Origin of the sequence: Commensalibacter sp. M0268, assembly GCF_016101925.1 — a bacterium.
Classification (GTDB): domain Bacteria; phylum Pseudomonadota; class Alphaproteobacteria; order Acetobacterales; family Acetobacteraceae; genus Commensalibacter; species Commensalibacter melissae.
The window spans coordinates 159,630-185,174 of record NZ_JACFPQ010000003.1 but is presented as its reverse complement, the minus strand read 5'-3'; the positions used below and the strand labels follow the sequence as shown (position 1 = coordinate 185,174).

The window sequence follows — 25,545 nt, the reverse complement described above, 5'->3', positions numbered from 1 at the left end:
ATGCCTTTATCCTTATAAAGGCATTTTTCATTTTTTATTATTGGGAATTGAGATACAAACCAGACATAAAAAAATCAAACCAATTCCTAACCAGCCAAAACCTGAAAATTTTTCCCCTACAATTATTACTGCAAGAAATGTTGCAATAACAGGTTCCAACAAGGTTATCAAAGTTGCCATGCTTGTTGGAACAAAGGACAGGCCGTAACCAAAACAAAGATAACCAATAAACATGGGAATTGTCGCCATATAAATTCCAACAGATAAATTGCTCCATGAATTCAAATATGTTCCGCCCGTTATCAATAAAACTGGTAATAGCAAAAGACCACCAACCCCGAAAATACTTCCCATCGCTGCCTTTGATGGAATTTCATGATGTATCAAATGTCTTGCAACCCATGTATAGAATGCATAGGTAAACCCTGCCAACAATCCCAATAAAATACCCAGACTGATTCTTGCAAAGGATATTGGGCTATATAAGGTATGTTGGGCAGAAAAACAGAGCAAGATGATACCCGATACTCCCATAAAGGCACCAATAACCCATTGTAGGGTGACTTTGAAATGATCCATTATGTTTTCAAGTACAGCGGAAAAAAATGGTGCTGAACCAATTGAAACAACTGTTCCAACCGTAATACTGGCAACCCGCATCGAACCATAAAAAGCCAAAGGGTAAAACATAACGGCAAGGGCACCCAATATAATCCAACCTTTTTGACTATATAATTTCCCCTGATAATTTTTTAGACATGGCAAGGCAATCACTGATTGCAACAACCCACCGATACCCATAGCACCTGACCCAATCGCAAGCGCACTCACTTCAGGTGCAAATTGAGCGGCAACCCCTGTTGTCCCCCATAAAACAGAAGCCATTAAAATAGAGATTATCCCTATATATTTTTTTCCAATATTCATATCCGTTTTTTTACCGATAACTGATTGATTTTACTATCCATTGCAATTCGGCACCTGTTCAATACAATTTTTCAAAATAAAAATAAAATTCATATGGATAAAAAAAAGAGATTATCCTCTTCAGATAATCTCTAATCGCAAACCGATTTAATTCATAATAAATTTATTGTTTGCTCTTATCTACCTGAGTATTCAATTTCTTTCCATTGGATTGATAGGTCTGAAAAGCATTTTCTGCACTCCATCCTCCTCCCAACGTTCTGTACAAAGTTGAAAGACTCTGCATATATTGAAGACGTGCCTGAATAGATGAAACTTGGGCGGTCAATAATGTTCTTTGCGCTGTTAATGTGCTGATATAACTATCAATTCCATTTCTGAACCGGGCATAGGACAAACGGTAATCTGTCTGGCTCGCCTTGACATTGTCAGATTCAGCTTTCCACTTTTCTTTTAATGTTGTTCTGGCTGCCAAAGCATCAGCAACTTCCTTAAAAGAAGATTGTATCACTTTCTGATAATGAGCAGCGGCGGCACGTACTTTAGCTTTTGCTGTTCTCAATTGTGCCAGATTTTGCCCCTCATCAATTACAGGTACGGTAATTTTCGGCATAAATGTATAAGCCGCAGAATAAGGCCCAAACATTTGTGCAAAAGTTGCTCCTGCCGTACTGCCTGATGTTGTTAGCTGAATGGATGGAAAAAAAGCGGCTCTGGCATATCCAACATTCGCATTGGCTTCTTTGAGCTGATGTTCTGCCAATAAAATATCCGGACGACGTTCGAGAAGATCCGATGGCATACCCGACGCCACCTCTGGCATTGAAACAAAATTATCCAGAGAGGGGTTAGGACCGGCCTTTTGCAAGACAGATTGTGGAATAGGCTGACCAATCAACAAAGTAAGGCTGTTCAGATCATTGGCAACCGTTTTTTGATAAACCTGCTCCTGACTTCGGGCTTCTTGCAACAATTCTGTTGCTTGTGCCACAGCCTGGGCATTTTGTTGACCATAGGTATGCATTCCTTGAATTAATTGTAAATTCCTTTCACGATTATGCAAGCTTTCCTGAACAGTACGAAGACTGTCACAATCCGCAAGCCAGGCCATATATGTATTAGCAACCTCGCTAATCAACGAAATTTGCACAGATAAAGTGCTCTCTACCTGCTGCAAGTAACTTTCCCTGGCCGCTTTGGTCAAACTCCGAACATGATCGAATATATCAATTTCATAATTTGATACACCAAATCCCGTTGATAATTGGTTCCAATGCGTATAGCCCCGCATACCGCCCAAGGTTTTTCCCGGACTCGTTTGATAGGAAGCCCCCGCAGAATAATTTACCGTTGGAAACAAATCACCTCTTTGACGCATGTAACTGGCATGGGAAGCCGTAATATTCTCGATTGCCTCACGTAAATCACGATTATTAGCCAAAGCCATGGAAATCAATTCACTCAAGACTGGATCCCGAAAGAAAACCTTCCAACCGACATTATAGGCTTGTGGCAAATTTGAATCCTTGGGCAAGGGGGGCCCATAAGCGGGGCCCATCGGCCATTGCTGGGAAATTGATGCATCTGGGCGTTTATAATCTGGAACAAGATTACAGGAGGTCGTTGAAAATATCATTAAAGCTAAAGTCATGGATATAAGCGGTGACCGAAATGACTTTCTTATTTTCATCATTATTTTACTCTCCTGTCTGTCCAGCGGTTGCATCAACATTCTTATTATTTAATGGATGAGGACGCACCTTGAATAATCCCAGAACGACAATAAAAAATACAGGTACAAAATAGAGGGCCAACAAAGTGGCTGTAATAACACCACCCACCACACTTGTACCAATGGCCACGTGACTTGCAGCACCCGCCCCTTTTGCAATTGCCAGAGGAACAGTTCCGATCACAAATGCCAGCGAGGTCATCAGAATAGGCCGAATACGTTCACGTGCAGCCATTATCGCTGATTCTTCCAATGTTTTGGTACCAGTATCATAATGTTCCTTAGCAAATTCAACAATCAGGATGGCATTCTTGGCCGCAAGCCCCACGGTTGTTAACAACCCAACCTGGAAATAAATATCATTATCTATTCCACGCAGATAAACCGCTGCCGCCGCTCCAATAATTCCCAAGGGAACCACCAGGATAACGGAAAAAGGTATAGCCCAACTTTCATACAAAGCCGCCAATGATAAAAAGACTGCCAAAATAGAAACAGCATATAGTTTTCCGGCTTGTCCAGAGGACTTTTCCTGTTCATATGACATGCCCGTCCATTCATAGCCTATTCCCTTGCCAAGCTCATTTGCATAACCCTCAATGATTTTCATCGCTGTACCATTACTGATACCAGGAGCTCCCTGCCCCATGATTTCAAAAGATGGATAACCGTTATAGGTTTCCACTTTCTGAGGAGCCATTTTCCATTCACCATCAACAAACGAGGTTAAGGGAACCATCTTGCCATTGTTGTTCCGGACAAACCAACGCCTTAGATCATCAGGCTTCATTCGCGACTTGACATCTCCTTGTACAAACACGTGTTTTACACGGTCACGTAAGTTAAATAATCCCGCATCAGAAGATCCCAGAGCAATGGATAACGTTTGATTGATACTGTCAATACTAACCCCCTGGGCATGTGCTTTATCACGATCAATATTGAAATAATATTGCGGGGCAATAGGCAACCCATTCGGGCGAACGGCAACGAGACGATGATCCGCACTGGCCTTTTTTAACAAAGCGTCCCTTGCCTTCATAAAGGTAATGGTATCCAGATGTCCACGATTTTGCAATTCAAAGTCAAACCCGGTCGACGAACCTAAATCCATAACGGGAGGCGGAAGAAATGCCAACACATTGGCGCCGGGGATAGAAGACAATGCATGCATCGCCCTTGTTGCGATAGCTTGAGCGGTTGCCCTGGAATCGCTGCCCCTTTCATCAAATTCTTTCAAACGGGCAACACCAAAAGCTGCACTCTGGGCCTGACCACCAAAATTGAACCCAATCGCCGTAAAAACAAACTTGATATATTTATTCTCATGCTTAACAAAGTAATCTGTCATTTTTCGGGTAACATTCGACGTCATTGCGGCTGAAGATCCAGGACTCAATGTTGCCTGCATGTAAACAACCCCTTGATCTTCATCAGGTAAGAACCCTTCAGGTAAAATATAAAAAACACATAATCCGGCAACCGTAATGAATACATAAATAATCATGGTTATACGTGAATGGTGAATCATATGCTTCACCCCTCGAATATACCCATTGACCATTTTATCAAACCCGTTATTAAATTTCGTAAAGAACCAACCGTGCTGTTCCTTTTTTTCCTTAGGTTTTAAAACTGTTGCACACAAAGCGGGGGTAAAAATCAATGCAATGACAACAGAAAGAGCCATCGCTGCAACAATGCTAATTGAGAATTGCCGATAAACCACCCCGGCAGAACCGCTGAAAAAAGCCATGGGAATAAAAACAATGGATAGAACAAGCGCAATACCAACCAAGGCCCCACTAATCTGATCCATGGAAATTTGAGTAGCCTTTTTAGGAGAACAATGTTCCTCCTCCATAACACGCTCAACATTTTCCACGACCACAATCGCATCATCCACAAGCAACCCGATGGCAAGCACCATAGCCAACATTGTCAAAGTATTGATCGAAAATCCAGCAAAAAACAGGATTGCGAATGTTCCCAACAAAACTACGGGAACGGCAATTGCAGGTACAAACGTCGCCCTAAAATTTTGCAAGAAAACATACATCACAACAATAACCAGCAAAATCGCAATAACAAGAGTTTCAACAACCTCCTCCATTGATTCAATAATATATGTCGAGGTATCTTGTGGATATAAATAGGTTGTATTTGCTGGAAAATACTTTGATAATTCTGCAATCTTATTATGAATATCTTTTGACAGCGCCAACTGGTTAGCCCCAGAAGCAAGCTTGACACCAAAAGCAGCAACAGGCTGATTGTTAATCATACCAATTGGCTGATAAGTCATTGGTCCCAATTCAACCCTGGCAACATCTTTCAATCGGATACGTGCACCGTTTACCTGTGTTTTAACAACTATATTCTGAAATTCCTCTGGTGTGACCAAACGTCTTACACCACCTGTATAAATATCAGAACGCTGGTTAGGCAAAGCTGGCAATTTTCCAAATTCACCCAAAGGCTGTTCCGAGTTCTGCGAACCAATTTCATTCATCACATCCGTTGCATTAAGCTGATAATCATGCAGCTTATCTGGATCCAACCAGACACGCATCGCATATTCTGATGAAAAGGCTGTATAATCTCCCAACCCGTTCAATCGGGTAACGGGGTTCTGTATATCACTTGCCAATAAATCTCCCAGAGCTCCCTCATCCATGGATTGATCAGAAGATTGAACGGCAAAAAACATCATGTAACTTTTATTGGATTTCGAAATACGAATTCCTTGCAACGCAACCGTTGATGGTAACAATGAACGGGCAACATCAATACGGTTCAGTACTTGAACCTGTGCAATATCCGGACTGGTACCCTGTGCAAAGGTGAGGGTAACTAATGCGGTTCCATCAGCATTAGCGGAAGTGGAAATATATTCTAGGTTATCCAAACCGTATAGATTTTGACTGATTGGATCAACAACCGTTCTTTGAACCGTATCTGCGGTAGCACCTGGATAGGTAAAACTTAATGTAATTGGTGGAGGGGCGATTGAAGGCCATTGTGCAATAGGCAGGCTTATAATAGAAATTGTTCCAATCAGTGAAACAAGAATAGCAATAACCCAAGCAAAAATCGGCCTGTCAATAAAAAAACGCGACAATGACATGTAAAAATTCCAATTATAACACTTTAATTAGGGACCTCTGCCGTAATCGTCCGTCCTTCTTTAGGAACGACTTTTTGACCTGGCCTGTATGAAGTTGGATTACTAACAAGAAGACGATCACCATCTACTGGACCTTTTGTAACAACCCAGTATGTATCCTGAATACGTTGTAATTCTACATTACGTCTTTCAATAACATTGTCCTTGTTAATAATATAAATATAGGGAGCATTATCCAAACCACGCATAATAGCTTCCTGAGGGATTAAAAAGGCCCCTTTCTCATATCCTTCATGCATAACAGCACGAACATACATGCCTGATAACAATAATTTATCAGGATTACGTATGATTGCCCGCTGAATAACAGATCCTGTTTCCTGATCCGTCACAACTTCGGTAAATAATAAATTCGCCTGTAAGGGATAACGAGAACCATCTTCTAAAATCAAATCAATAGGAACATGGGCTGCCCCACGTAAGGTCTGTAATTTTCCATTTTCCTGTCTTGAACGTAAACGCAACTGTTCTGCGGTAGGTTCAATAATATCAACAAAAATTGGATCAAGTTGCGTAATGACAGCGACTGGATCGGCCTGATTAACAGACATTAATGCGCCCTGCGTTTGGATAGAACGACTTATCCTTCCTGAAATGGTGGCATTAATTCCCGTATATTCAAGATTCAGTTCAGCCTGTCTTACTGTTGCTTTATCACTTTCAATATCAGCCTTAGTTGCTTCTTGTGCAGCAAGTGTATCATCATAATCCTGACGACTGACAGCATCCATATTTTTCAATGGGCCATATCTTTTTAACTTCAAAGTCTGGGTGCGTAATGTCGCCAAATCACGGTTAAGCTTACCCCGCGCCTCATTTAAAGCGGCTTGATAGGGTCGAGGATCAACCTCATAAAGCTGTTGTCCCTTAATAACATCCGTACCTTCTTCAAATAACCTTTTATAAAGATATCCATTTACCTGAGGACGAACCTGTGAAACGCGCATCGGAGAAACACGTCCAGTCAGCTCAACTAAATTCTCAACTTCTTGAGTATGAACCGTTACAAAATTCGCACTAGGTATGGGTCGAGCAGGTTGCTGTTTTTTACATGCATTAAGTGGCAATAATAAAGCAAATAATAAAGCATATTCTTTATGCCATTTTGTAAAGAAAGAATCTGTTATTGTCACTTCTCTTCCCTATTTCCTTAAAAATCAAGATAAATTTACTGTTGATTATCTATAAATAAAGTAAATTTTAAATTATAATATGAACAATTTAAGCTTATTCACTTAATAATATACATAATATTGTATATTCTTATTAAAAGCCTTCCCATAATATCGGTATGCTTCGAATAAACAACAGTTATTTTTCAACAAACAAAAAAATTGAATCCAAATTTTTCATTTTCAGCAAATTATTGGAAAACTTAACCAATAAATTTAACTATTAAAAATAATCTTATTTACCGTATATTTTTATAAGCTATATAGCCAGTTTTGATTTTAATATTAAAACTTATAAAGTAAAAATATACAACTCCAACATTTTATTTTAAAAAAAAGAATGACCACCATTGGTAACAACGTCAAAAAAATTAGAAAATATTTAAAACTTTCTCAGTCCCAATTAGCAGAAAGAGTCAGAAAGCTAACGGGTCGATGCTCCCAACAAACCATAGCGAATATTGAAAATGGCAATATTCGTGAAAGCTCTCTTTTACCTTATGTTGCACTTGCTCTGAATGTTAAACTCGACCATCTAAACCCAAATATCGGCAAGGGGAAATTAAAAAGTCAGATTAAACTTACCCCAAAAATAACTCAATTTTTCAATTCAAATTTTAAAGTTAACTCAAAAAAAGATAACTCTGATTTTAGTGATCATTCTTTTGATAACTTTAAACTGGATGAAGAAATACCTGTTTTCGGTACAATGAACTTGATCCATGATGATTTTATTCTGACGGATACGCCCATTGAGTATGTTAAACGTCCCCATGTTGTAACATTTGAAAAAGATGCTTTCGGTATTTCAATCGCAAACCGTAATATTGAACCTATCTTTAAAATTGGCGACATTATAATTTTACATCCCCGTAAAATTGCCAAGAAAGGAAATATCTGTCTTTTTTTAAAGGTGGATAATAATCTCCACATCTATACAATGGGAGAACTAATAGAGGATCACCAGAATTTCTGGTTAATAAAATATTACAATCCTGAAAAGGAAAGAAAAATCTGTAAAAAAACGTGGCAGAATTATTTTACCGTCGTTGCAAGATTTCTTTAATTCATTGAAACCAGAGAATCAATTCAGGTCTTAACATCTATGGTGGAGCCAAGGGGAATCGAACCCCTGACCTTCTCATTGCGAACGAGACGCTCTCCCAACTGAGCTATAACCCCCTAAAGTAAAATCTAATTCATTGATACTATTCCTAGAAAAACTGTCAAGAAAGAATTATATAATTTATACCATAATTTACCATCAGAATCCGTTATCAAGGAATTAGATATGTTTGAACTATATCAATTACTTCAAACCTTATTAAGCCTTTATTCTTTCATCCTGCTTGCCTATTGTATTTTCAGTTTTTTATTTGCACTTAACATCATTAATCCTAACGCACGGGCCGTTTATGTAATCGGCACTTTCCTAAGCAGGCTTTGCGAGCCGATTTTACGACCCATTCAAAGAATTTTACCGGATCTTGGTGGTATAGATATCAGTCCTATCATTGTGTTTTTAATTATTGATTATCTTATTCGTCCATTATTGTTTCGTATTTTTTTTAACTTATCAATTTTTACCCATTAAATTAAAAAATGCCGTTATTCAAAATTAAACAATACCCAATAATGAATCATTATCTTTGCTTTTCAAAAACAGCATTTCGTATCAATCTCTTTTAATTACCATGAATGAACTTTATACAGACCCAAATTCAATTTTTTTCCAGTCGAATAATTTAATCCTTTGATTTCTCCCAATAAATCGACGGAAATATTATCTTTATCCAAATACTCTTTAAATGCTTTCTGATCTTTCCGATCAACCAAAGCCATTCCACACACCTTATTCTTTTCAAGAAATGCAGCTGTTTTCATCACGTTGATCAGCTGTGTCTCTTTCCCAACTAAAAAAACCAGGCTTGGTTCTGAATAAGAGGCCGAGGCCAAAACCGTTTCCTGACAGGGTTTAAGAAAATGAACAGTTCGTGCGATTTTATAACTCAACCATTCTGGTTGTAAAGAAGGAATCAAGATTACGAATAGTTGAATATAAACAATTAGAGCGGCCAATATGGAAAAAAGAGAAGCCCTTTGAACATTTTGTTTGCAGAAACAGTAAATAACATACCCAATCAGACATAATACAGTGACTGCCCCGATCATCGCGGCATAATACCATTCCCCTGTCATGAAATGTGCCCAGATAACACTTCCAACAGCCAGAATGACTCCAACCAAACACCATAAAATCATATAAAAATAAAACAGCCCCTTTCCTAAGACAGAAATTGGACCATACCACCTTTCAGAAATTTTCCATAATGCAGCAGATGTAAGAATTGCAATCGCAGGATATGTAGGCAATACATAATGGGGAAGTTTGGTTGCAATAACCTCAAAGACCATCCAATGGGGAATAATCCAACATAACAAAAATTTTACTGATTCAGTTTTTCTTTCCATCCATATAAAAGGTAACGACCATGCCGTAAACAGGGAACCCGGCCAAAATGCAATTAGAAAAACCAGAAGATAATACCCTGGTGGTAATCCGTGCGCCTGTTGTCCTGACGCAACCTTCCCTAAAAAATTCGTACCAACTGCATTTGTGAAAAACTGTCCATGACTTATCAAGGCAATGGCAATACACCAGGGTAGGGCAATCATTACAGAAATTAACCAGCCATAGCCGGGCCTTAATTGTTTCCACCATGATTTATCCTTTTGAACCCAGGCTAGAGTCAAGGGAGTCAATAAGGTTGGGATGAGAATAACTGGCCCCTTCAACATCAATCCACACCCAATTGCGCCCCAATAGATTGCGGCAATGTGAAAAGGTGATTTTTCCACAGATGAACGGGATAACCACGCTTTTGCAACACTCGTTTGGGCAAGCAAAATGAAAAACAGTAAAGTCGTATCTATTGTGGCCATACGACCTTCCGCAGTAAGTATTACCGAAACTGCCAGAAAAATACCCGCCAATAAACCAACACATGAATCAAATAATAGACTGCCTATCCATACAGTCAGTAAAACAGATCCAACCGCAGCAAAGAGGGAAGGAATGCGATATGGCCAAACCTCTTTATGACTGATGGAATATGCCGCCTTAACAGAAAACGCTTCCAACCAGTAAATTCCGGCAGGTTGCAGATAACGAGGCTTGTCCTGAAACCGAACATCAACATAATTACCGCTCTCCAGCATTTGAGATGTTGCCTGCATATACCGGGCCTCATCCCTATCCAGTGGTGGAAGGCTTGCTCTACCAGGTAAAAACAACACAAAAACAAACAAGGCAAGCCACAAATAATGACTTGCCTTCAAACGAAAAGACGGTTCCGAGAGATGAGAAATACTCATGCTTATCCCTTTTTATCTTGATCTGTTTCGGTCTTAAGACTTTCTAATATTACCAGGCAAATGAATACGATTTAACAACCACATTACCCCCAGTAAATCCCTTATTCCCACAAGGGCACGATTTAAATTGGTATATTTAGAAAATCCATTCAGTCTTTGCCTGTGATGGACAGGATAACATAATAGAGGAACGCCATAATGGGCAAATAAAGCCGGTAAAAAACGATGTAACCCTTCAAACTGCGGTAAGGAAAGAAAATCGTTTTTCATAAACAATTTCATTGGCGCACCCGTATCTGGACAGCCATCATTCAACAAACGGCGTCTTAACCCATTTGCAAACCGCGTTGCAAACCGACGGGAAAAATTATCATGTCTCTTTAATCTTACCCCTACAACTAACGGGGGTTTTCCTTGATGTCGCTGCATTACATCCCACATTGCAACAATATCAATGGGATCATCCTGACCATCCCCATCCAGAGTTGCAATCCATTCCCCCTTTGCAACTTTGATTGCAGTCAATAATGCAGCTGATTTACCGCAACATTTGGGATGAGATAAAATAACAAGCCCGGGAAGAATCGTTTTTTTTATTTCGATTAACTGATCCAGCGTATGATCAGTACTTCCATCATTAACAAAAATAACTTCACTATCAGGCAACTTTGGCAAAACAGAAGCAATTTCCTGACAGACAGGTAAAATATTATCCGCCTCGTTTAAAACAGCAACTACAATTGAAAGTTTATAATTCATGTGCATGAACGAGACGAATAAAATTAGGCATTATATTGGTCTTTGGCCAACATCTTGGGAACTTCAGCAATTGCATGATCAATTAAGGACTTATCTTTTTCCTCAGTCATAACAGATGCAATTACTTCTCTTGCAGCTTTTACAGCAATTTCAGCAGCCTCTTTACGAACAACTGAAATGGCTTCTTGTTCAGAAGCAGCCATTCTTTGACGAATAAGCTGTTCATGACGTTCAGCCGCAAATTCTGCATCCTTTTTTGCTTTGGCAGCAATACGGGCTGCAATTTCCTTGGAATTTTGCAGCATTCTCTCTGCCTCTTCTTTGGCAGCCTCATGCTCTTTTCTGGCATTCGTATATATTTCTTCAGCTTCCCGACGCAAACGGCTGGCCTCTTCCAGTGCCGCCTGTATCTGTGCAGACCGTTTATCCATCATTGCAGCCAAGGGACGCCAAATCTTTTTACCAAACAGGACAAAGAATAAAATAAATGCAATAGCAGCCCAAAAACGTGGTTCTTGTAAAAAAAGCATCATACTCTCTCTGCTTGTTTAATGTGAAGACGAAGGGACAAACTGTCTGATCTTTTGATCAATAACGCCGCTATCTATCTCTTCATTCAGCATTTTCCTTACCAAAAGATACGCAACCTCTTTTGACATTTGATCAACCTGGGTCAGGGCTTTATTTCGAGCTTCAATGATGCGTTTTTCAGTAATCTTCATTTCCTGATCAAGCTTACCTTGCAATTCCTGCATTTTTTTCGCAGAATCCGCTTTGGTTTCCTGTAAAATAGCATCAACATGTCTTTGCGCTTCCAAGGCGGCATCATGACGTGTTTTATTTAATGCAGCGACAGCTTTATCAGCCTGTGCCTTAGCCTGACGTGCGGAATTCAAGTCTTGATCAATTTTTGAACGACGATGGGAAATGACATTTTCAACCTGAGGAATTGAAAAATATTTCACCACCAGAAATAAACAAAAGAAAATAATCAATACCCAAAAAAATTGACCCATTACCAATGGGTTTTTAAAGTCCATCTGGGGCATGCCAGCAGCTCTGGCATTCGTAGCAAAAACAGGTGCCAGCAACAGGCTTGCACATCCCCCCGCCACGAGAGACGCCGCCAGACGGGTAAAAAAGACTGAAAAGCGTCTCATATAAAAGAACCCTTTACATGAACAGAATAAGAAAGGCGATCAGGAGTGCGTAAAGGGCAACAGCTTCTGTGAGAGCAAAGCCCAACATTCCCAAACCAAATACATGGGAACGGGAAGCTGGATTGCGAGCAATACTGCTTACCAGAGTTGCAAAAATATTACCAATACCAATACCAACACCGGAAAGAGCGATAACAGCGAGGCCGGCACCAATCTGTTTTGCAGCCAAAAGAAGCGAATGATCCATTTGTTTTTTCCTTGTTATTAAAAATAAAGTAAACGAAACCCAAAGTTAATGATGAACGGCTTCTTGTAAATACATACAGGTAAGGATTGTAAATACATAAGCTTGCAATGCACCAACCAATAGTTCAAGGGCAAATAAGGCTATATTGAGCAAAATAGGAAATATACCTAAAAAACCGCCAACAGCCAATCCCAATCCAGCAGCCAACATAATCGTGAAAGCAGCAAACATTTCCAACATGACGTGACCAGCAACCATATTCGCAAACAAACGAATAGACAGGCTGACAGGTCTCGACAAATAGGACAGGATTTCAATGGGCACCAATAACGGGGCCATTAAAATTGGCGCTCCAGCAGGCATGAAATGGGCAAAAAATTTCAGTCCCTGATTTTTAAGGGAAACAATGATTGCCAAGACAAATACCATCAAGGCCAAGCTGACCGTTACAACGATATGACTGGTAAAAGCGAAGGAAAAAGGCAAAAGCCCAAGATAGTTCCCCGTCAGGATGAAGAAAAACAATGCGAATATAAATGGGAAAAATCCTTTGCCCTTTTCACCCATGGTTCCCACAGCCATACTATATACAAATTCATATAGTATCTCTGTTGCCGCCTGATAACGACCGGGAACCACTGCCTTACGACGCATGCCAAAATAAATAGCGACCGGGACAATTACTGCTGCAATCACCATCATTAATTCTGACTGGCTGAAACGAATTGTTTCACCCAAGGTTCCAAAAACTGGATGCAACTCAAATTGACCGAGCGCGTCTATATTATGACCGGCCACTAATTTTCTCCCAATATAAACCGAATCTTACCAAAAATAGCATTTATTTTAACCTTATATCATTAGGTTTAACAAGATGCCAGATATTAAAAATGCCCGCAATCATTCCTAAAACTGAAAATATAAGAATAAAAACTGGTTTTGTTGATAACCAATAATCCAATCCATATCCTATTACAAGACCGACAATAAAGGCAGATACTACTTCTACACCAGCACGACAGGCAAAAAACCAAGGATTATCGCCATATTCTGTTTTTTTTTCTCGTTTTTTTGAAGAGCGTGGATTTAATCGATCTTCAAAACTATTCAATTTCTGATCAAAGGCATCAAACTGATTCTTTTCCTGATTCATTGTTATAGCTTCAAACCTCCAAACTGAAACCAATAACTGATCCAAACACTTCTTCAAAAACCAATTTCAAAGAAAACTACTGCGGAATATAATCATACGATGGACTTCCTGCAGGAGCACCAGTTGGTGGAACATTAAATTGCGACAATTCTACCATGGTATTTTCCGTCTTACCGATTATCCTTGCCTGTAACGCTTTACCCAGAGAATTGGCATTTCCCATCCCGCTAACATAAATTTTCTGACCTACACTCAAAATAAAATCAAGTTTTTTAATATCGGAAGAGCGAATATAAATAACTGTTCCATCCTTTAAAACAACACCCATTTTATCGCCTTGCAAATTATACAAAACTTGCTTGATTGTACCATTTACAGACAAATCTGGTCCAGTAATAGGTACAGGTGAAAAGTTTGCCTCGGGACTATCCTCCTCAATCTGTTCTCCACGTTGATTGATAATCTCAAAAGCCTGGACAAAAGGTAATGAATAGGCTTTCAACCCACGAATCACCACGTCCTGACCCGGATGAACAAAGGATTTCACAATTTCCCCAAACATTGTGGAAAACATGATTTGTGTTCCATCCGTTAATAACAATCCACCCAAATTGCCATAAGGGGTAGGAAGATATTGTGCAACATTTCCCTTAACAACAGGCAATACTGAAAAATCCAAAACAGTTTTTGCAACCCGATTATTTTTCTGAACCGGATCAACCTCCCGTATATGATGTATATTTCCATTTTCTGGCCTGGCCAGGCTTTCTGACAGATTGGCATTAACAAAGACAGAACTTACCAAAAAACAGCCGGCTAATTTCCATTGATTGTTTTTCATAAACGACCACAAACCTAAATAAATTTAATAAATTTAATACGAATATACACATATTTATGGTTTTCTGTAATTATATACTGTTTACTTCAAAATGAGAAACAATCAATTTTTTTATAATGATATCCTTTTTTAGACCGAGACACATGTGCATACCTCTTCTGTAACCATCCATCCTTTCAGGGAGAAAAATAGAGCTTTCTCCGTTGTCCTTTTCATCGAATTATGGGAGCGCTTTGGCTATTACGGTATGCAAAGCATTTTAGTGCTGTTCCTCATTAACAGAATGCATTTCAATGATCAGAATGCCAATCTTCTAATCGGTGCATTTTCAGCGATGACTTATGCCGCACCAGTACTTGGGGGATGGATTGGCGATAAAATCATTGGAAACAGAAGAGCGATGCTTTATGGCAGCATAATTCTTGCAATGGGCTATCTTTTATTGGCAGAGGCAACCCATGATATAGCCATTCTATATCTTACCATGGCTGTCATCAGTACAGGAAACGGTCTTTTTAAACCCAATGCGGCAACGCTGGTTCGACGCATTTATGATCAAAACGATGATCAACTGGACATTGCCTTTACCCTTTATTATATGGCAGTCAATATTGGCTCGACCGTTTCCATGCTTCTCTGTCCAATTCTTAAAGACTATTATGGATGGTCCGCTGCCTTTATCACCTGTTTTATAGGACTTGTCCTTGGCATTCTCAATTATTTTGCCACACATAAAAGATTAAATCCCTATTTGCCCAAGAAAGATCAGGATCCATTATCCTGGCCGGTTCAAGGTCTGATTTTTCTAGGGATTGTCACCTTTATTTCCGGAATGACCTTTCTGATTCAATCGGCAACCTTGATTGCTGCATGTATGTGGGCTGCGGCTATACTGATCTTTCTTTTATGGATCATCATGTATTACAGGATTGATTCATCAAATCGTTATGGTCTAAAAATAATGTATATCCTAACTCTGGAAGGAATGCTTTACTTTATTTTCTATCAACAAATGTCAACATCTTTGACCTTGTTCGCGCAACGGAATATAAATCCCGCTTTTTATATCGGATCATATCATCTTTTCAATTGGTCTTCGGGACAGTTTCAGGCGCTCAATCCCATTGCGATTATCATTCTCAGCCCCATTCTTGCAAAACTATATGACTATATAAACAGGCAATCATATGATATTTCCATTGCCACAAAATTCATTACCGGTTTCAGTTTTGTCGCCTTCGCCTTTGGTATTTGGTGGTTTGCCTGTTTTAGAAGCACAACTCCACAATTATCCTCCTGGGTTATGATATATGGTTATTTTTTCCTTTCTCTGGGAGAACTTTTAACCAGTGGTCTCGGTTTGGCAGTCATTGCCCGCTATGTCCCGGCATCCATGAATGGGTTTATGACCGGATCTTATTTCATGGCTTCAGGTATCTCCCTTTACATAGGCAGTAAAATCGCAAATCTTGCAGCCTCAAAAAATATCAATACAGCAACTGACCATCTTACACTTCGATTATATCAAAATTTATTTTTAAATCTTTTTATCGCTGCCATTATTGTCTTGATTTTGCTGGTTGTTTTATATCCCCTTATTCAAAAATGGGATCGTAATTTTAAAACCAATCAAATATGAAATGAAATTTCATTGATACGAAACCATGTTTATTTTAATATTACGCAAGACATAAAAAGCGCATAAAACCGCAAAAAATCCAAAAGGCATAACCCCAATTGCCTGACCAACCAATATTCCTTTTGGGCCATAGGTTGCACCAAACCAGACAAAGGGAATTGTCCCCAACGTGGCTCTACCCCAATTAAACAGGGTCGATAATAAGGGATATCCCAAATTGTTAAAAGCCGTATTGGAAACAAATAACATCCCCAAAAATAAATTGCTTAAAATAACCCAGTGACAAAATAACCGCATCAGTTCAATACCTGCCGCCTTTAACGCAAACATTTTGACGATCCATTCCTCTCCAACAAAAAAAAGGATCCATGCACATAAAACACATAAACATACCAATTTCAGTGAGACCATCAAAGTTTCACACATCCGATCCCTAAACCCGGCACCGAAGTTTTGCGAAATAATCGGCCCCACCGAACCCGTCAAAGCAAATACAAACGCAAATGCTACAGGAACGATACGATCAATTGCGGTTTGTCCCGCAATTGCATCGCTTCCAAAAGATGCCATTGTCTTGATAACAAAAGTGTTTCCTGCTGGTGTCGCTAGATTGGTTAAAATCGCAGGAAATGCAATTACAAAAACAGGATAAGAATCAGAAAAGATCTTTTTCCAAACTGGCTTATGAATTAATTGATACTTCCTCAAACTATAAAAACCAAAAACGGCAACAGCCGCTCGTGAAAAAACGGTACTTACTGCCGCTCCTTCCAATCCCCAACCCAAATATAAAATGAACAAAGGATCCAAAACCGCAGTGACCAGAGCTCCTGCAATTGTAATATACATGGATCCTTTTGCATCACCCACCGCCCTTAACAATCCAGACAATGCCATTCCCAACCCTATAAAACATAAAAAAGGGGAAGTAATAGCTATAAACTGACCGGCTTGTTCAAGCACTAAATCCTGTGCCCCTAACAAAGATAAAATTGGATATCGGAAAACCATGATCGCAATACCAATTACAATCATAATTACCGTCATCAATAATAAAAACGAATTTATAATCTGACCTGCCAAATCATGTTTTTTGGCCCCAATCAGCCGTGCAGTCACGACCGTGATTCCAATAGACATACCAATACAGATCGCCACCTGCAAAAAGTTAATTACATTAGCAAAACCAATAGCTGCCGTGTAACGTGTATCCCCCAATCTGGAAATATAAAAAAGATTCAGAAAATCAACCAGAAAAACAGCCATTAACCCAATTGTGCCGGTTCCGGCCATAACGATCACATGCCGCATAATAGACCCTTCACAAAAACGGGGTTTATGTATTGATGGATCTTTGGCAAAAATTATCATAATAAATCACGGTCTTAATTTTAAAGAAATAATAGAAACTTTTACACACAGATCATTGATTCATAAATCTTTTATTTATGACGATCCTGTTCCTGAAGATAAGGCAAATAGATTTTTTCCAAAAAAGAAACAGGAAACAAATCAAGGGTTCTTGCGATAATGGCAAGCCAAACTGGAAAAATAACACGCCTTTTTCGCCCTTCTATCCCTTCCAATATCAATTGTGCCGCCTTATCCGCCGATATTTTCCCTGGCATATAAAATTTGTTTTTTTGTGTCATCGGTGTTTCAACAAAACCACAACAAACACTCGTTAACTGAATTCTGCATTTTTTCCACCAACCCATACCACTCGCCACCATAAACCGATCCACAGCCGCTTTTGACGCACAATAAGATGGAGCCCAGGCCGAAGTGAAAAAGCTTGCAATTGAGGCAATAGCAGCTATTCTTCCTCGTATATGTTCTGAATTGCATTCCTGTCTTTGCATCACCTCAATTGCGGGAAGAACTGTATTGAGGACACCATTCATATTGGTCTGCATGATTTTATAGCACTGTGCAATTGGTTCTGGAATAACATGCGCATGGGTCTCAACATGGGGAACGAAAGAAATTCCTGCACAAGCCAATACAAGATCAAGCTGTCCAACAGATTTAATCCATTTATCCATTTCCTGATGATTGCAGACATCAATAATTTTCATATGAACATTGGCACCCAATTGACAACATTTTTCAGCCAATCCTGCCAAAGCATCCGAACGCCGGCCTGATAAATGCAATGTGACCCCCGGTTTGGCAAGCCGAATAGCCAAGGCATACCCAATACCTGATGATGCCCCCGTGATTAGAACTGATCGTAATTTCATATACATATATTGTTTACTTTTCTGTTATAAGCTTGAATAATTACTGCTTATCAAGGAATATCAAGGTATGTCTGAATCTAAAGCCAAATCAACATCAACTCCAAGAAAAAGAGGAATCTGTTTTGTTCTTTCCGCTCCTTCTGGTGCTGGAAAATCAACAATTGCCAATGCTCTCCGGGCGACTCAACCCAATTTGTTTCCTTCGATCTCAGTAACAACCCGTGACCCTCGACCCGGTGAGGAACACGGTGTTCATTATCATTTTATCAGTCAAGAAGAATTTGAAAAACAAGCAGAAAATGATGAGTTACTGGAATGGGCAACCGTCTTTGGTCGAGGTTATGGTACACCCAGGGCTCCGGTCGAAAAACTATTGTCGGAAGGCAAAGACCTTATCTTTGACATAGATTGGCAAGGACATCAACAGATTCGTAAGGCTTTACCCCATGATGTTGTAGGTATCTTTATCTTGCCCCCCTCACTTAATGAACTAAAAAATCGCCTTCAACTGAGAGGGTCAGACCATATTGACGAAATTAACAATAGAATGAACAAGGCAATGGATGAAATATCCCATTGGAATGAATTCGATTATGTTATTATTAATCATCAATTAAACAAGGCTATTGAAGAAATTGAATCTATTTTAGCCAGCGAACGATTAAAAACAGACAGACAATTATTTTTAGACCCTTTCATTCAAAATTTTCAACATGAGCGATAATACTAAAATGGATTTTTCAGCCTTAACCATCCTGTGCATAGGCGATATTATGCTGGACCGCTTTATTTACGGAAATGTCCAGCGTATTTCACCCGAGGCACCAGTACCTGTTCTTCATTTAAACAGCCAAAAAGAAATGCTGGGCGGTGTTGGAAATGTTGCCAATAATATTTTATCCCTAAATGGTAAGGCTGTTCTGGTTGGATTAGTCGGAAATGATGAATATGCATTGAAAATAAAAAAAATAATGCGTTCGAAATATATTCCCGAAGATTCCATTATTTCCTCTCCCTATCGCCCAACTATCTGTAAATCGCGCTTTATCGCTGCAAATCAACAAATCATTCGTGCAGATGAAGAAAGTCTTATTCCCCTTCATTCCGAAGAAATCACCCTATTGATTGAAAATATTGAAAAAAATATTCCATCTGTTCAGGCTGTTATCATATCTGATTACGGAAAGGGGGTCTGTCACCCTGAGATCATTCAATTTATCATACAAAGGGCCAAGCATTACAGCCTGCCTGTATTTGTTGATCCTAAATCCAGGGATTTTTCCCTTTATAGACATGCAACCTGTATCACACCCAATATTGCTGAAGCAAGCCAGGCCGTGCAGATGTCCCTGAAAACTGATACCGATTTTGAAAAGGCAGGACAGAAACTCTTAGATATCACCCAGGGACAAGCCATTCTGATCACGCGATCAGAAAAGGGAATGACATTAGTTGAAAAAAACAGAAACACCCAACATATACCCTCCCGAGCTAGGGAGGTATTTGATGTTTCTGGCGCGGGCGATACAGTTATTGCAACCTTGGCATTGGGGGTCGCCTCGGGATTATGCATAAGGGAATCAATGCATATTGCAAATGCAGCTGCTGGTGTCGTAATCGGAAAAGCGGGAACCTCCACCGCCACCATTGCAGAAGTTAAAAATGAACTGAAAGCACAATCCTCAGAAGAGGCTTTTCCTCTTGTTACACCTGAACTGATTTCACTGAATGATTTGACCCTTCAAGTCAATAAATGGAAAAAACAGAGGCTTACTATTGGTTTTACCAATGGATGTTTTGACATCCTCCATACAGGTCATATATCGCTTTTGCAATCAGCACGCACACAATGTGACCGGCTTATCGTTGCACTGAATTCAGATACAAGTATTCAACGTTTAAAAGGACCCAAAAGACCTATTAATCCGTTAAAAGAACGCGCCAGACTCATTTCTGCCATACGGTATGTCGATGCCGTTGTTGCCTTTGACGACGATACCCCCCTTAATCTTATTCAACATATAAAACCTGATATTCTAATCAAAGGGGCAGATTATATTGGAAAAGAAGTTGTTGGACAGGATATCGTTGAACAATATAACGGCAAAGTTATTTTGACAGAATTGCAGAAAGGTTTTTCAACCACCAATATTATTGATAAAATAAAACATTTATAAATCAATGTTAATTTGAGTCTAAAAAGTCAAGTATTATGCCTATCTCCCAAAATATAACCCGATACTATATCCTCTTTACTTCCTGGTTATTTGATAAGGCCTTACCATATTGGGGAACAATAGGATGTGATGGAACCGCAGAAAACCCTTTTCTTTACGGAGTTCATGAACAACTAAAGCTTGATGGACAACCTGATTTTCCTGGATACAAACGAATGCGTGTTCAGGCACGTCAACTTTATACCTTTAGTCAAGCAGGACTTTTGGGATGGACAAAGAGCAACATAATTGCTGAAAGAATATATGTTTTTATGCAAAATGCCCTTCAAGGTGAGGGACATTGGGCAAAATCCCTAACACGAAATGGAAAGATTCTTGATAAAGCTTCTGATTTATATGATCTAGCCTTTATCATTTTCTCTCTGGCCTGGTATGGAAAATTGAGTAATAATCCCAGACCCATTCAACAGGCCCGCCAGACCATACAATGGATCCTGCAATTTATGGCTTATCCTGATGGTGGTTTTAAAAATATTCTCCCCTTGACTGCCGGATATCGTCAACAAAACCCGCATATGCATCTCCTGGAAGCAACGCTGGCCTTGTTCGAAGTTACCCAAAATGAACGAGATCTTCTTTTAGCCCATAAACTTATTTCTCTATTTAAAAATCATTTTTTTGATCATCAAGCTGGTGTTTTAGGTGAATATTATACTGAAGGGTGGTTTAATGCTCCTTGCATGGCTCGGGAAAGCATCGAGCCGGGACATCAATATGAATGGATTTGGCTACTTTACGAATATCAACGCTTGACTGGAATCAGTTATAAAAACGAAATTGACCGTCTATTTCTTTTTAACCGTTTACATGCCATTGATCAAAAAACCGGACTCGTTGCGGATAAAGTAAGAAGAGACGGGACACTAACCCATAAATCTGCCCGATTATGGGTTCAGACAGAAGCTTTACGGGCGACAATTCATAATCAAGATGAAACGAGTTGCCACCATCTTGTCCAAATTCTTCATAACTTATTATATCGTTATTTTACCCACTGCCCGTCAGGCACATGGCAAGATCAATTAGATGATCACTATCATTATAGAAACGATAAAATTCCAACCAGTTCATTTTATCATATCATGAGTGCCTATATACAACTTCATAAAACAATCAACTTATCCACATTATCCACAGATTTCCCCACAATTAACAACCCTATTAATCAACAAAAAGTGATACAATAAAAACGTGAGTAATAAAGAATCCAGTTCTAGTAAATCATCTTTGTTGGAAATGTCACAAAGACTGCCTCCAACCAATATTCAAGCGGAACAGGCATTGCTTGGTGCTTTACTGACCAACAATAAAGCTTATGATAAAATCGCCGATTTTTTGATTGGTGAACATTTTTCAGATCCTATCAATAAAGAAATCTACGATGCTATTGTAAAGCGTATTGAAGCCGGTCAAATAGCGGATGCCGTTACTTTGAAAGCTGAGTTTGAACATTCGGGAAAATTGGATCAGGTTGGCGGAGTAGCTTATCTAGGACAATTGTTACAATCCATGGTGGGAATTATTAATGCCAAGGATTATGGTAAAATTATTCATGATGCCTGGATAAGAAGACAGTTAATTGATATTGGCGAGGATATTGTCAACGAAGCTTTTCAATCAAATACTGAAATAAATGGCACTGATCAGATTTCTTTGGGCGAAGAAAAGCTTTTCCAGCTTGCCACGCATAAAGGGCAAGAGGGTGGTTTCGTCACCTTTGAAAATGCATTAACAGAAGCCATTACAATTGCTGAAAAGGCTTTTACAAACAGTAGCGGAATCGCCGGACTCACGACAGGATTACGTGACCTGGATAAAAGAACTGGGGGATTGCATCCTTCTGACTTAATTATTCTGGCTGGTCGACCTGCCATGGGAAAAACTGCCCTGGCAACTAAAATCGCTTTTAATGCGGCACGCAATCTTTTACAAGAATCACAAATTCAATCGGATACAAATCATCATAAAATAGGAACTGTTGCCATTTTTTCTTTGGAAATGTCTTCTGAACAATTGGCCACCCGTTTACTTTCCGAGGAATCACGTGTTTCAAGTGAACGCATCCGTCGTGGAGAAATTGGACAAAAGGAATTTGATCGCTTTGTTCAAGTCAGCCGAGAATTATCACAGCTTCCTCTCTACATTGATGATACACCTGCAATCAGTCTATCCGTCATGCGAACACGCTGCCGGAGATTATCTCGAACAAAAGGGTTGCGATTGGTTGTCGTCGACTATTTACAACTGATGCGTCCATCCGTTGGCAGTAAACCTGAAAGTCGGGTCTTGGAAATTTCACAAATTACCCAAGGATTAAAAGCTCTGGCAAAAGAATTTAACATTCCCGTTATTGCACTTTCACAACTTTCAAGACAAGTCGAAAGCCGAGAAGATAAACGTCCGCAACTTTCAGACTTACGAGAATCTGGCTCAATTGAACAGGATGCCGATAGCGTCATGTTTGTCTATCGTGATGAATACTACTTACAGCAACGCATGCCGAAACCGACCACATTTGAAAATGAGGATAAATATCAAATTGCCTTGGAAAAATGGCAAGCAGATATGAATAAGGTTCATAATAAAGCAGAACTCATTCTTGAAAAGCAACGTCACGGCCCAACCTGTAAAATTGACCTCTTTTTTGAAGGAGAATTTACACGCTTTACCGATCTTGACGAAATTCACGATTATTAATTCAATAAAAAAAATCAACAAAACCATTCATGTTAATGGCTGTTAACATCCCCCTGAATCAAGGGAACCTGCGTGACTTTTTGAGGGGTAAGGGTTACAATCCGATAAATAATGCCATTCCCTTCCCCAGCGACACCACTTAAATCTGATTCTTGATTGTAAAAAGAATAGTCTTCATCATTTTTAACCACAGGAATATTCATTACAAAAATCCATTTTCCTGCCGGCAAATAGGCAATGTGAAAATCACCTTCTTGATCACAAGTTACGGAAAAACGGTATTGAACAGACTGTGGATTTAAATTCTTGATATTGGTAATACCTCGCATTCTAAACTGCAACTGTTCCATTACATAATCAGAATAGGGATAATAATAGACGGTTTGTCCTGCACAACTTTTCATCGTACCATCGGATAATCGATAGATACCCATACCTGCGACCGCTGCATTTCCTGTTGTTTTAGACCATTGAACCGAAGCTGGATCAAATTGACTTTTCAAGCGATATTCTTTCGCATAAGCAAACTGCACAAACAGAAATAAAGAAGAAATACAGAACAAACCTATCCGTTTCATTTTCCCTTGACCTTTTAATGACGGAAATGGCGCATTCCCGTAAAAACCATTGCAATTCCAGCCTCATCTGCGGCCGCAATCACCTCATTGTCACGCATTGAACCACCTGGCTGAATAACCGCAGTGGCTCCTGCCGCTACGGCAGCCTGCAAACCGTCTGCAAATGGAAAAAAGGCATCTGAAGCAACAACACTTCCCCGGGTCATGGGTTTTTCTAAACCGGCTGCTTGAGCTGCTTCCGCACTTTTGTGGGCGGCAATCCTGGCTGAATCGACACGACTCATTTGACCCGCACCTATCCCTACAGTCGCTTTATCTTTAACATAAATAATTGCATTTGATTTAACATGCTTGCCAATCGTAAAGGCAAAAATCAGATCTTCCATTTCCTTTTCAGTAGGTTCGCGTTTAGTTACAACCTTAAAATCGGAAGGTCGTCCATTATCACGATTTTGTAAAAGATACCCACCCGCCAAAGTACGAACCGTCATACCTTGTGCCAATGGATCAGGCATTGCCCCTGTTTCTAAAACCCTTACATTCTTTTTCTTTGAAAGGATCTCCAATGCATCTGAATTGACCTTTGGAGCAATAATCACTTCACTAAATATAGTTATAATTTTTTGTGCGGTTTCTTTATCTAATGGACGATTGACCGCAATAATTCCTCCAAAAGCAGAAACAGGATCACACCGTAAAGCCAAATCCCAAGCTTCTGATAAAGAAGATGCGCTTGCTGCACCACAAGGGTTTGCATGTTTGACAATAACAACAGATGGTTTATCAAATTCAGCCACCGCTTCAAAAGCTGCATCTGTATCGTTAAAATTATTATAGGAAAGCTCTTTACCCTGTAATTGTTGGGCTGTTGCAACACCCGGACGTTGTTCATCATTCGTATAAAAAGCAGCCTGTTGATGAGGGTTTTCCCCGTATCGCAAAATCTGTTTCCGTTGGCCACTTAAATTTAGGCGTTCTGGAAATATATCTTTTGCCTGACCTGCAAACCAACTGGCAATCGCAGCATCATATGCAGCGGTCCGGGCATAAGCCGCCTGGGCCCATTTTCGCCGCTGCTGTATTGTTGTTCCACCATTCTGCTTCATCTCTTCTTTAAAAGCAGCATATTGATGAACATCCGTCAACACCGCGACATGACTATGGTTTTTAGATGCAGCCCTGATTAAAGCTGGACCACCGATATCAATATTTTCTATAATATCTTCTTTACCGGCGCCTGACACGACTGTTTCCTCAAAAGGGTATAAATTGACACACAACAAATCAATCGGCAAAATATTATGCTGTTTCATTTGTTCCTGATGACTGGACAGATCACGTCGTCCCAATAACCCACCATGAATTTGAGGCACCAGTGTTTTAACTCGACCATCCAGAATTTCCGGAAATCCTGTAAAATCCGAAACCTCCACCACTTTTATTCCGGCATTCCGAAGTGCTTTGGCTGTCCCACCTGTTGACAAGATTTCCACGCTGTTTTCAGCCAATAACTTGGCCAAATCAATTAAACCTGTTTTATCAGAAACAGAAATCAAAGCCCGACGAACAGGAATAATCTGTTGATCCATATTAATATT

23 protein-coding genes and 1 tRNA gene are annotated in these 25,545 nt (G+C 39.6%); 7 read left to right on the top strand and 17 right to left on the bottom strand.

What is annotated here, in order from left to right; all coding sequences use genetic code 11:
- Nucleotides 1–27: 27 nt before the first annotated feature.
- From H3R28_RS06380 to H3R28_RS06365, 4 genes are all read right to left on the bottom strand, one after another.
- Nucleotides 28–927: a DMT family transporter gene (locus H3R28_RS06380; protein ID WP_110439168.1), complete on the bottom strand. Its 900-nt coding sequence runs from the start codon at nt 925–927 to the stop codon at nt 28–30.
- A 163-nt stretch (nt 928–1,090) separates the two neighbouring features.
- On the bottom strand, nt 1,091–2,620 hold the full coding sequence (locus H3R28_RS06375; protein WP_196424175.1) for an efflux transporter outer membrane subunit: 1,530 nt from the start codon (nt 2,618–2,620) through the stop codon (nt 1,091–1,093).
- Nucleotides 2,621–2,624: 4 nt separating this feature from the next.
- The gene (locus H3R28_RS06370; protein ID WP_155567429.1) at nt 2,625–5,786 is read right to left on the bottom strand and encodes an efflux RND transporter permease subunit; all 3,162 of its coding nucleotides are present in this window, start codon (nt 5,784–5,786) and stop codon (nt 2,625–2,627) included.
- A gap of 23 nt (nt 5,787–5,809) precedes the next feature.
- On the bottom strand, nt 5,810–6,979 hold the full coding sequence (locus H3R28_RS06365) for an efflux RND transporter periplasmic adaptor subunit (RefSeq protein ID WP_122124170.1): 1,170 nt from the start codon (nt 6,977–6,979) through the stop codon (nt 5,810–5,812).
- Between the two features lie 379 nt (nt 6,980–7,358).
- Here H3R28_RS06365 and H3R28_RS06360 point away from each other — a divergent pair, with 379 nt between their 5' ends.
- Nucleotides 7,359–8,084: a helix-turn-helix transcriptional regulator gene (locus tag H3R28_RS06360; RefSeq protein WP_122124171.1), complete on the top strand. Its 726-nt coding sequence runs from the start codon at nt 7,359–7,361 to the stop codon at nt 8,082–8,084.
- 40 nt (nt 8,085–8,124) lie between these two features.
- Here H3R28_RS06360 and H3R28_RS06355 read toward each other — a convergent pair.
- Nucleotides 8,125–8,200: transfer RNA gene (locus tag H3R28_RS06355), tRNA-Ala, on the bottom strand.
- Nucleotides 8,201–8,309: 109 nt separating this feature from the next.
- Between H3R28_RS06355 and H3R28_RS06350 the strand changes: the two genes are divergently transcribed.
- Nucleotides 8,310–8,612 carry a YggT family protein gene (locus H3R28_RS06350; protein ID WP_110439173.1) on the top strand — a complete coding sequence of 101 codons (303 nt, stop codon included), beginning with the start codon at nt 8,310–8,312 and terminating at the stop codon, nt 8,610–8,612.
- A 95-nt stretch (nt 8,613–8,707) separates the two neighbouring features.
- On the opposite strand, the gene H3R28_RS06345 is transcribed toward H3R28_RS06350, so the two are convergent.
- The 8 genes from H3R28_RS06345 to H3R28_RS06310 are packed head-to-tail and all read right to left on the bottom strand — an operon-like array spanning nt 8,708 to nt 14,553.
- A complete protein-coding gene (locus tag H3R28_RS06345) occupies nt 8,708–10,393 on the bottom strand; it encodes a glycosyltransferase family 39 protein (RefSeq protein WP_198210262.1) in 1,686 nt (561 codons plus the stop codon).
- Nucleotides 10,394–10,426: 33 nt separating this feature from the next.
- A complete protein-coding gene (locus H3R28_RS06340; protein WP_122124173.1) occupies nt 10,427–11,152 on the bottom strand; it encodes a glycosyltransferase family 2 protein in 726 nt (241 codons plus the stop codon).
- Between the two features lie 23 nt (nt 11,153–11,175).
- Nucleotides 11,176–11,685, bottom strand: a complete 510-nt coding sequence (atpF, locus tag H3R28_RS06335; protein ID WP_230873476.1) for a F0F1 ATP synthase subunit B — start codon at nt 11,683–11,685, stop codon at nt 11,176–11,178.
- 15 nt (nt 11,686–11,700) lie between these two features.
- Entirely contained in the window at nt 11,701–12,312 is a 612-nt protein-coding gene (locus tag H3R28_RS06330) for a hypothetical protein (RefSeq protein WP_198210260.1), read from the bottom strand.
- A gap of 13 nt (nt 12,313–12,325) precedes the next feature.
- Complete coding sequence (locus tag H3R28_RS06325) at nt 12,326–12,559, bottom strand: ATP synthase subunit C family protein (RefSeq protein ID WP_110439176.1); 234 nt, start codon at nt 12,557–12,559, stop codon at nt 12,326–12,328.
- Nucleotides 12,560–12,604: 45 nt separating this feature from the next.
- Nucleotides 12,605–13,372, bottom strand: a complete 768-nt coding sequence (locus tag H3R28_RS06320; protein WP_110439177.1) for a F0F1 ATP synthase subunit A — start codon at nt 13,370–13,372, stop codon at nt 12,605–12,607.
- Nucleotides 13,373–13,400: 28 nt separating this feature from the next.
- A complete protein-coding gene (locus H3R28_RS06315) occupies nt 13,401–13,745 on the bottom strand; it encodes an AtpZ/AtpI family protein (protein ID WP_198210258.1) in 345 nt (114 codons plus the stop codon).
- A 43-nt stretch (nt 13,746–13,788) separates the two neighbouring features.
- A complete protein-coding gene (locus tag H3R28_RS06310; protein ID WP_198210257.1) occupies nt 13,789–14,553 on the bottom strand; it encodes a hypothetical protein in 765 nt (254 codons plus the stop codon).
- A 145-nt stretch (nt 14,554–14,698) separates the two neighbouring features.
- On the opposite strand from H3R28_RS06310, the gene H3R28_RS06305 reads away from it, so the two are divergent.
- Nucleotides 14,699–16,192 carry an oligopeptide:H+ symporter gene (locus H3R28_RS06305; RefSeq protein WP_198210255.1) on the top strand — a complete coding sequence of 498 codons (1,494 nt, stop codon included), beginning with the start codon at nt 14,699–14,701 and terminating at the stop codon, nt 16,190–16,192.
- A gap of 9 nt (nt 16,193–16,201) precedes the next feature.
- Here the strand turns inward: H3R28_RS06305 and H3R28_RS06300 are convergent, their stop codons facing one another.
- Complete coding sequence (locus H3R28_RS06300) at nt 16,202–17,503, bottom strand: MATE family efflux transporter (RefSeq protein ID WP_198210253.1); 1,302 nt, start codon at nt 17,501–17,503, stop codon at nt 16,202–16,204.
- Nucleotides 17,504–17,634: 131 nt separating this feature from the next.
- A complete protein-coding gene (locus tag H3R28_RS06295; RefSeq protein WP_232351250.1) occupies nt 17,635–18,435 on the bottom strand; it encodes an SDR family oxidoreductase in 801 nt (266 codons plus the stop codon).
- A 67-nt stretch (nt 18,436–18,502) separates the two neighbouring features.
- Between H3R28_RS06295 and gmk the strand changes: the two genes are divergently transcribed.
- From gmk to H3R28_RS06275, 4 genes are read left to right on the top strand one after another with little or no spacing between them, the layout of a single operon-like run.
- A complete protein-coding gene (gmk, locus tag H3R28_RS06290) occupies nt 18,503–19,159 on the top strand; it encodes a guanylate kinase (protein ID WP_155567436.1) in 657 nt (218 codons plus the stop codon).
- A gap of 7 nt (nt 19,160–19,166) precedes the next feature.
- On the top strand, nt 19,167–20,612 hold the full coding sequence (gene rfaE1 / locus H3R28_RS06285) for a D-glycero-beta-D-manno-heptose-7-phosphate kinase (protein ID WP_198210465.1): 1,446 nt from the start codon (nt 19,167–19,169) through the stop codon (nt 20,610–20,612).
- A 35-nt stretch (nt 20,613–20,647) separates the two neighbouring features.
- On the top strand, nt 20,648–21,859 hold the full coding sequence (locus H3R28_RS06280; protein ID WP_198210244.1) for an AGE family epimerase/isomerase: 1,212 nt from the start codon (nt 20,648–20,650) through the stop codon (nt 21,857–21,859).
- Nucleotides 21,860–21,863: 4 nt separating this feature from the next.
- Nucleotides 21,864–23,369: a replicative DNA helicase gene (locus H3R28_RS06275; protein WP_347400856.1), complete on the top strand. Its 1,506-nt coding sequence runs from the start codon at nt 21,864–21,866 to the stop codon at nt 23,367–23,369.
- Between the two features lie 32 nt (nt 23,370–23,401).
- On the opposite strand, the gene H3R28_RS06270 is transcribed toward H3R28_RS06275, so the two are convergent.
- Together H3R28_RS06270 and purH are read right to left on the bottom strand one after the other, a co-directional pair.
- Nucleotides 23,402–23,947: a hypothetical protein gene (locus H3R28_RS06270; RefSeq protein WP_155581015.1), complete on the bottom strand. Its 546-nt coding sequence runs from the start codon at nt 23,945–23,947 to the stop codon at nt 23,402–23,404.
- 14 nt (nt 23,948–23,961) lie between these two features.
- On the bottom strand, nt 23,962–25,536 hold the full coding sequence (purH, locus tag H3R28_RS06265; RefSeq protein ID WP_198193584.1) for a bifunctional phosphoribosylaminoimidazolecarboxamide formyltransferase/IMP cyclohydrolase: 1,575 nt from the start codon (nt 25,534–25,536) through the stop codon (nt 23,962–23,964).
- Between the last annotated feature and the right edge of the window lie 9 nt (nt 25,537–25,545).

Excerpts from the sequence above, each read along its gene's own strand:
- rfaE1 (WP_198210465.1), top strand. The coding sequence starts at position 19,167 with ATGGATTTTTCAGCCTTAACCATCCTGTGCATAGGCGATATTATGCTG.
- purH (WP_198193584.1), bottom strand. The coding sequence starts at position 25,536 with ATGGATCAACAGATTATTCCTGTTCGTCGGGCTTTGATTTCTGTTTCT.
- H3R28_RS06325 (WP_110439176.1), bottom strand. The coding sequence starts at position 12,559 with ATGGATCATTCGCTTCTTTTGGCTGCAAAACAGATTGGTGCCGGCCTC.
- H3R28_RS06370 (WP_155567429.1), bottom strand. The coding sequence starts at position 5,786 with ATGTCATTGTCGCGTTTTTTTATTGACAGGCCGATTTTTGCTTGGGTT.
- H3R28_RS06380 (WP_110439168.1), bottom strand. The coding sequence starts at position 927 with ATGAATATTGGAAAAAAATATATAGGGATAATCTCTATTTTAATGGCT.
- H3R28_RS06350 (WP_110439173.1), top strand. The coding sequence starts at position 8,310 with ATGTTTGAACTATATCAATTACTTCAAACCTTATTAAGCCTTTATTCT.
- H3R28_RS06360 (WP_122124171.1), top strand. The coding sequence starts at position 7,359 with ATGACCACCATTGGTAACAACGTCAAAAAAATTAGAAAATATTTAAAA.
- H3R28_RS06340 (WP_122124173.1), bottom strand. The coding sequence starts at position 11,152 with ATGAATTATAAACTTTCAATTGTAGTTGCTGTTTTAAACGAGGCGGAT.
- H3R28_RS06280 (WP_198210244.1), top strand. The coding sequence starts at position 20,648 with ATGCCTATCTCCCAAAATATAACCCGATACTATATCCTCTTTACTTCC.
- H3R28_RS06375 (WP_196424175.1), bottom strand. The coding sequence starts at position 2,620 with ATGATGAAAATAAGAAAGTCATTTCGGTCACCGCTTATATCCATGACT.
- H3R28_RS06300 (WP_198210253.1), bottom strand. The coding sequence starts at position 17,503 with ATGCGGCATGTGATCGTTATGGCCGGAACCGGCACAATTGGGTTAATG.
- gmk (WP_155567436.1), top strand. The coding sequence starts at position 18,503 with ATGTCTGAATCTAAAGCCAAATCAACATCAACTCCAAGAAAAAGAGGA.
- H3R28_RS06310 (WP_198210257.1), bottom strand. The coding sequence starts at position 14,553 with ATGAAAAACAATCAATGGAAATTAGCCGGCTGTTTTTTGGTAAGTTCT.
- H3R28_RS06270 (WP_155581015.1), bottom strand. The coding sequence starts at position 23,947 with ATGAAACGGATAGGTTTGTTCTGTATTTCTTCTTTATTTCTGTTTGTG.
- H3R28_RS06345 (WP_198210262.1), bottom strand. The coding sequence starts at position 10,393 with ATGAGTATTTCTCATCTCTCGGAACCGTCTTTTCGTTTGAAGGCAAGT.
- atpF (WP_230873476.1), bottom strand. The coding sequence starts at position 11,685 with ATGATGCTTTTTTTACAAGAACCACGTTTTTGGGCTGCTATTGCATTT.
- H3R28_RS06295 (WP_232351250.1), bottom strand. The coding sequence starts at position 18,435 with ATGAAATTACGATCAGTTCTAATCACGGGGGCATCATCAGGTATTGGG.
- H3R28_RS06330 (WP_198210260.1), bottom strand. The coding sequence starts at position 12,312 with ATGAGACGCTTTTCAGTCTTTTTTACCCGTCTGGCGGCGTCTCTCGTG.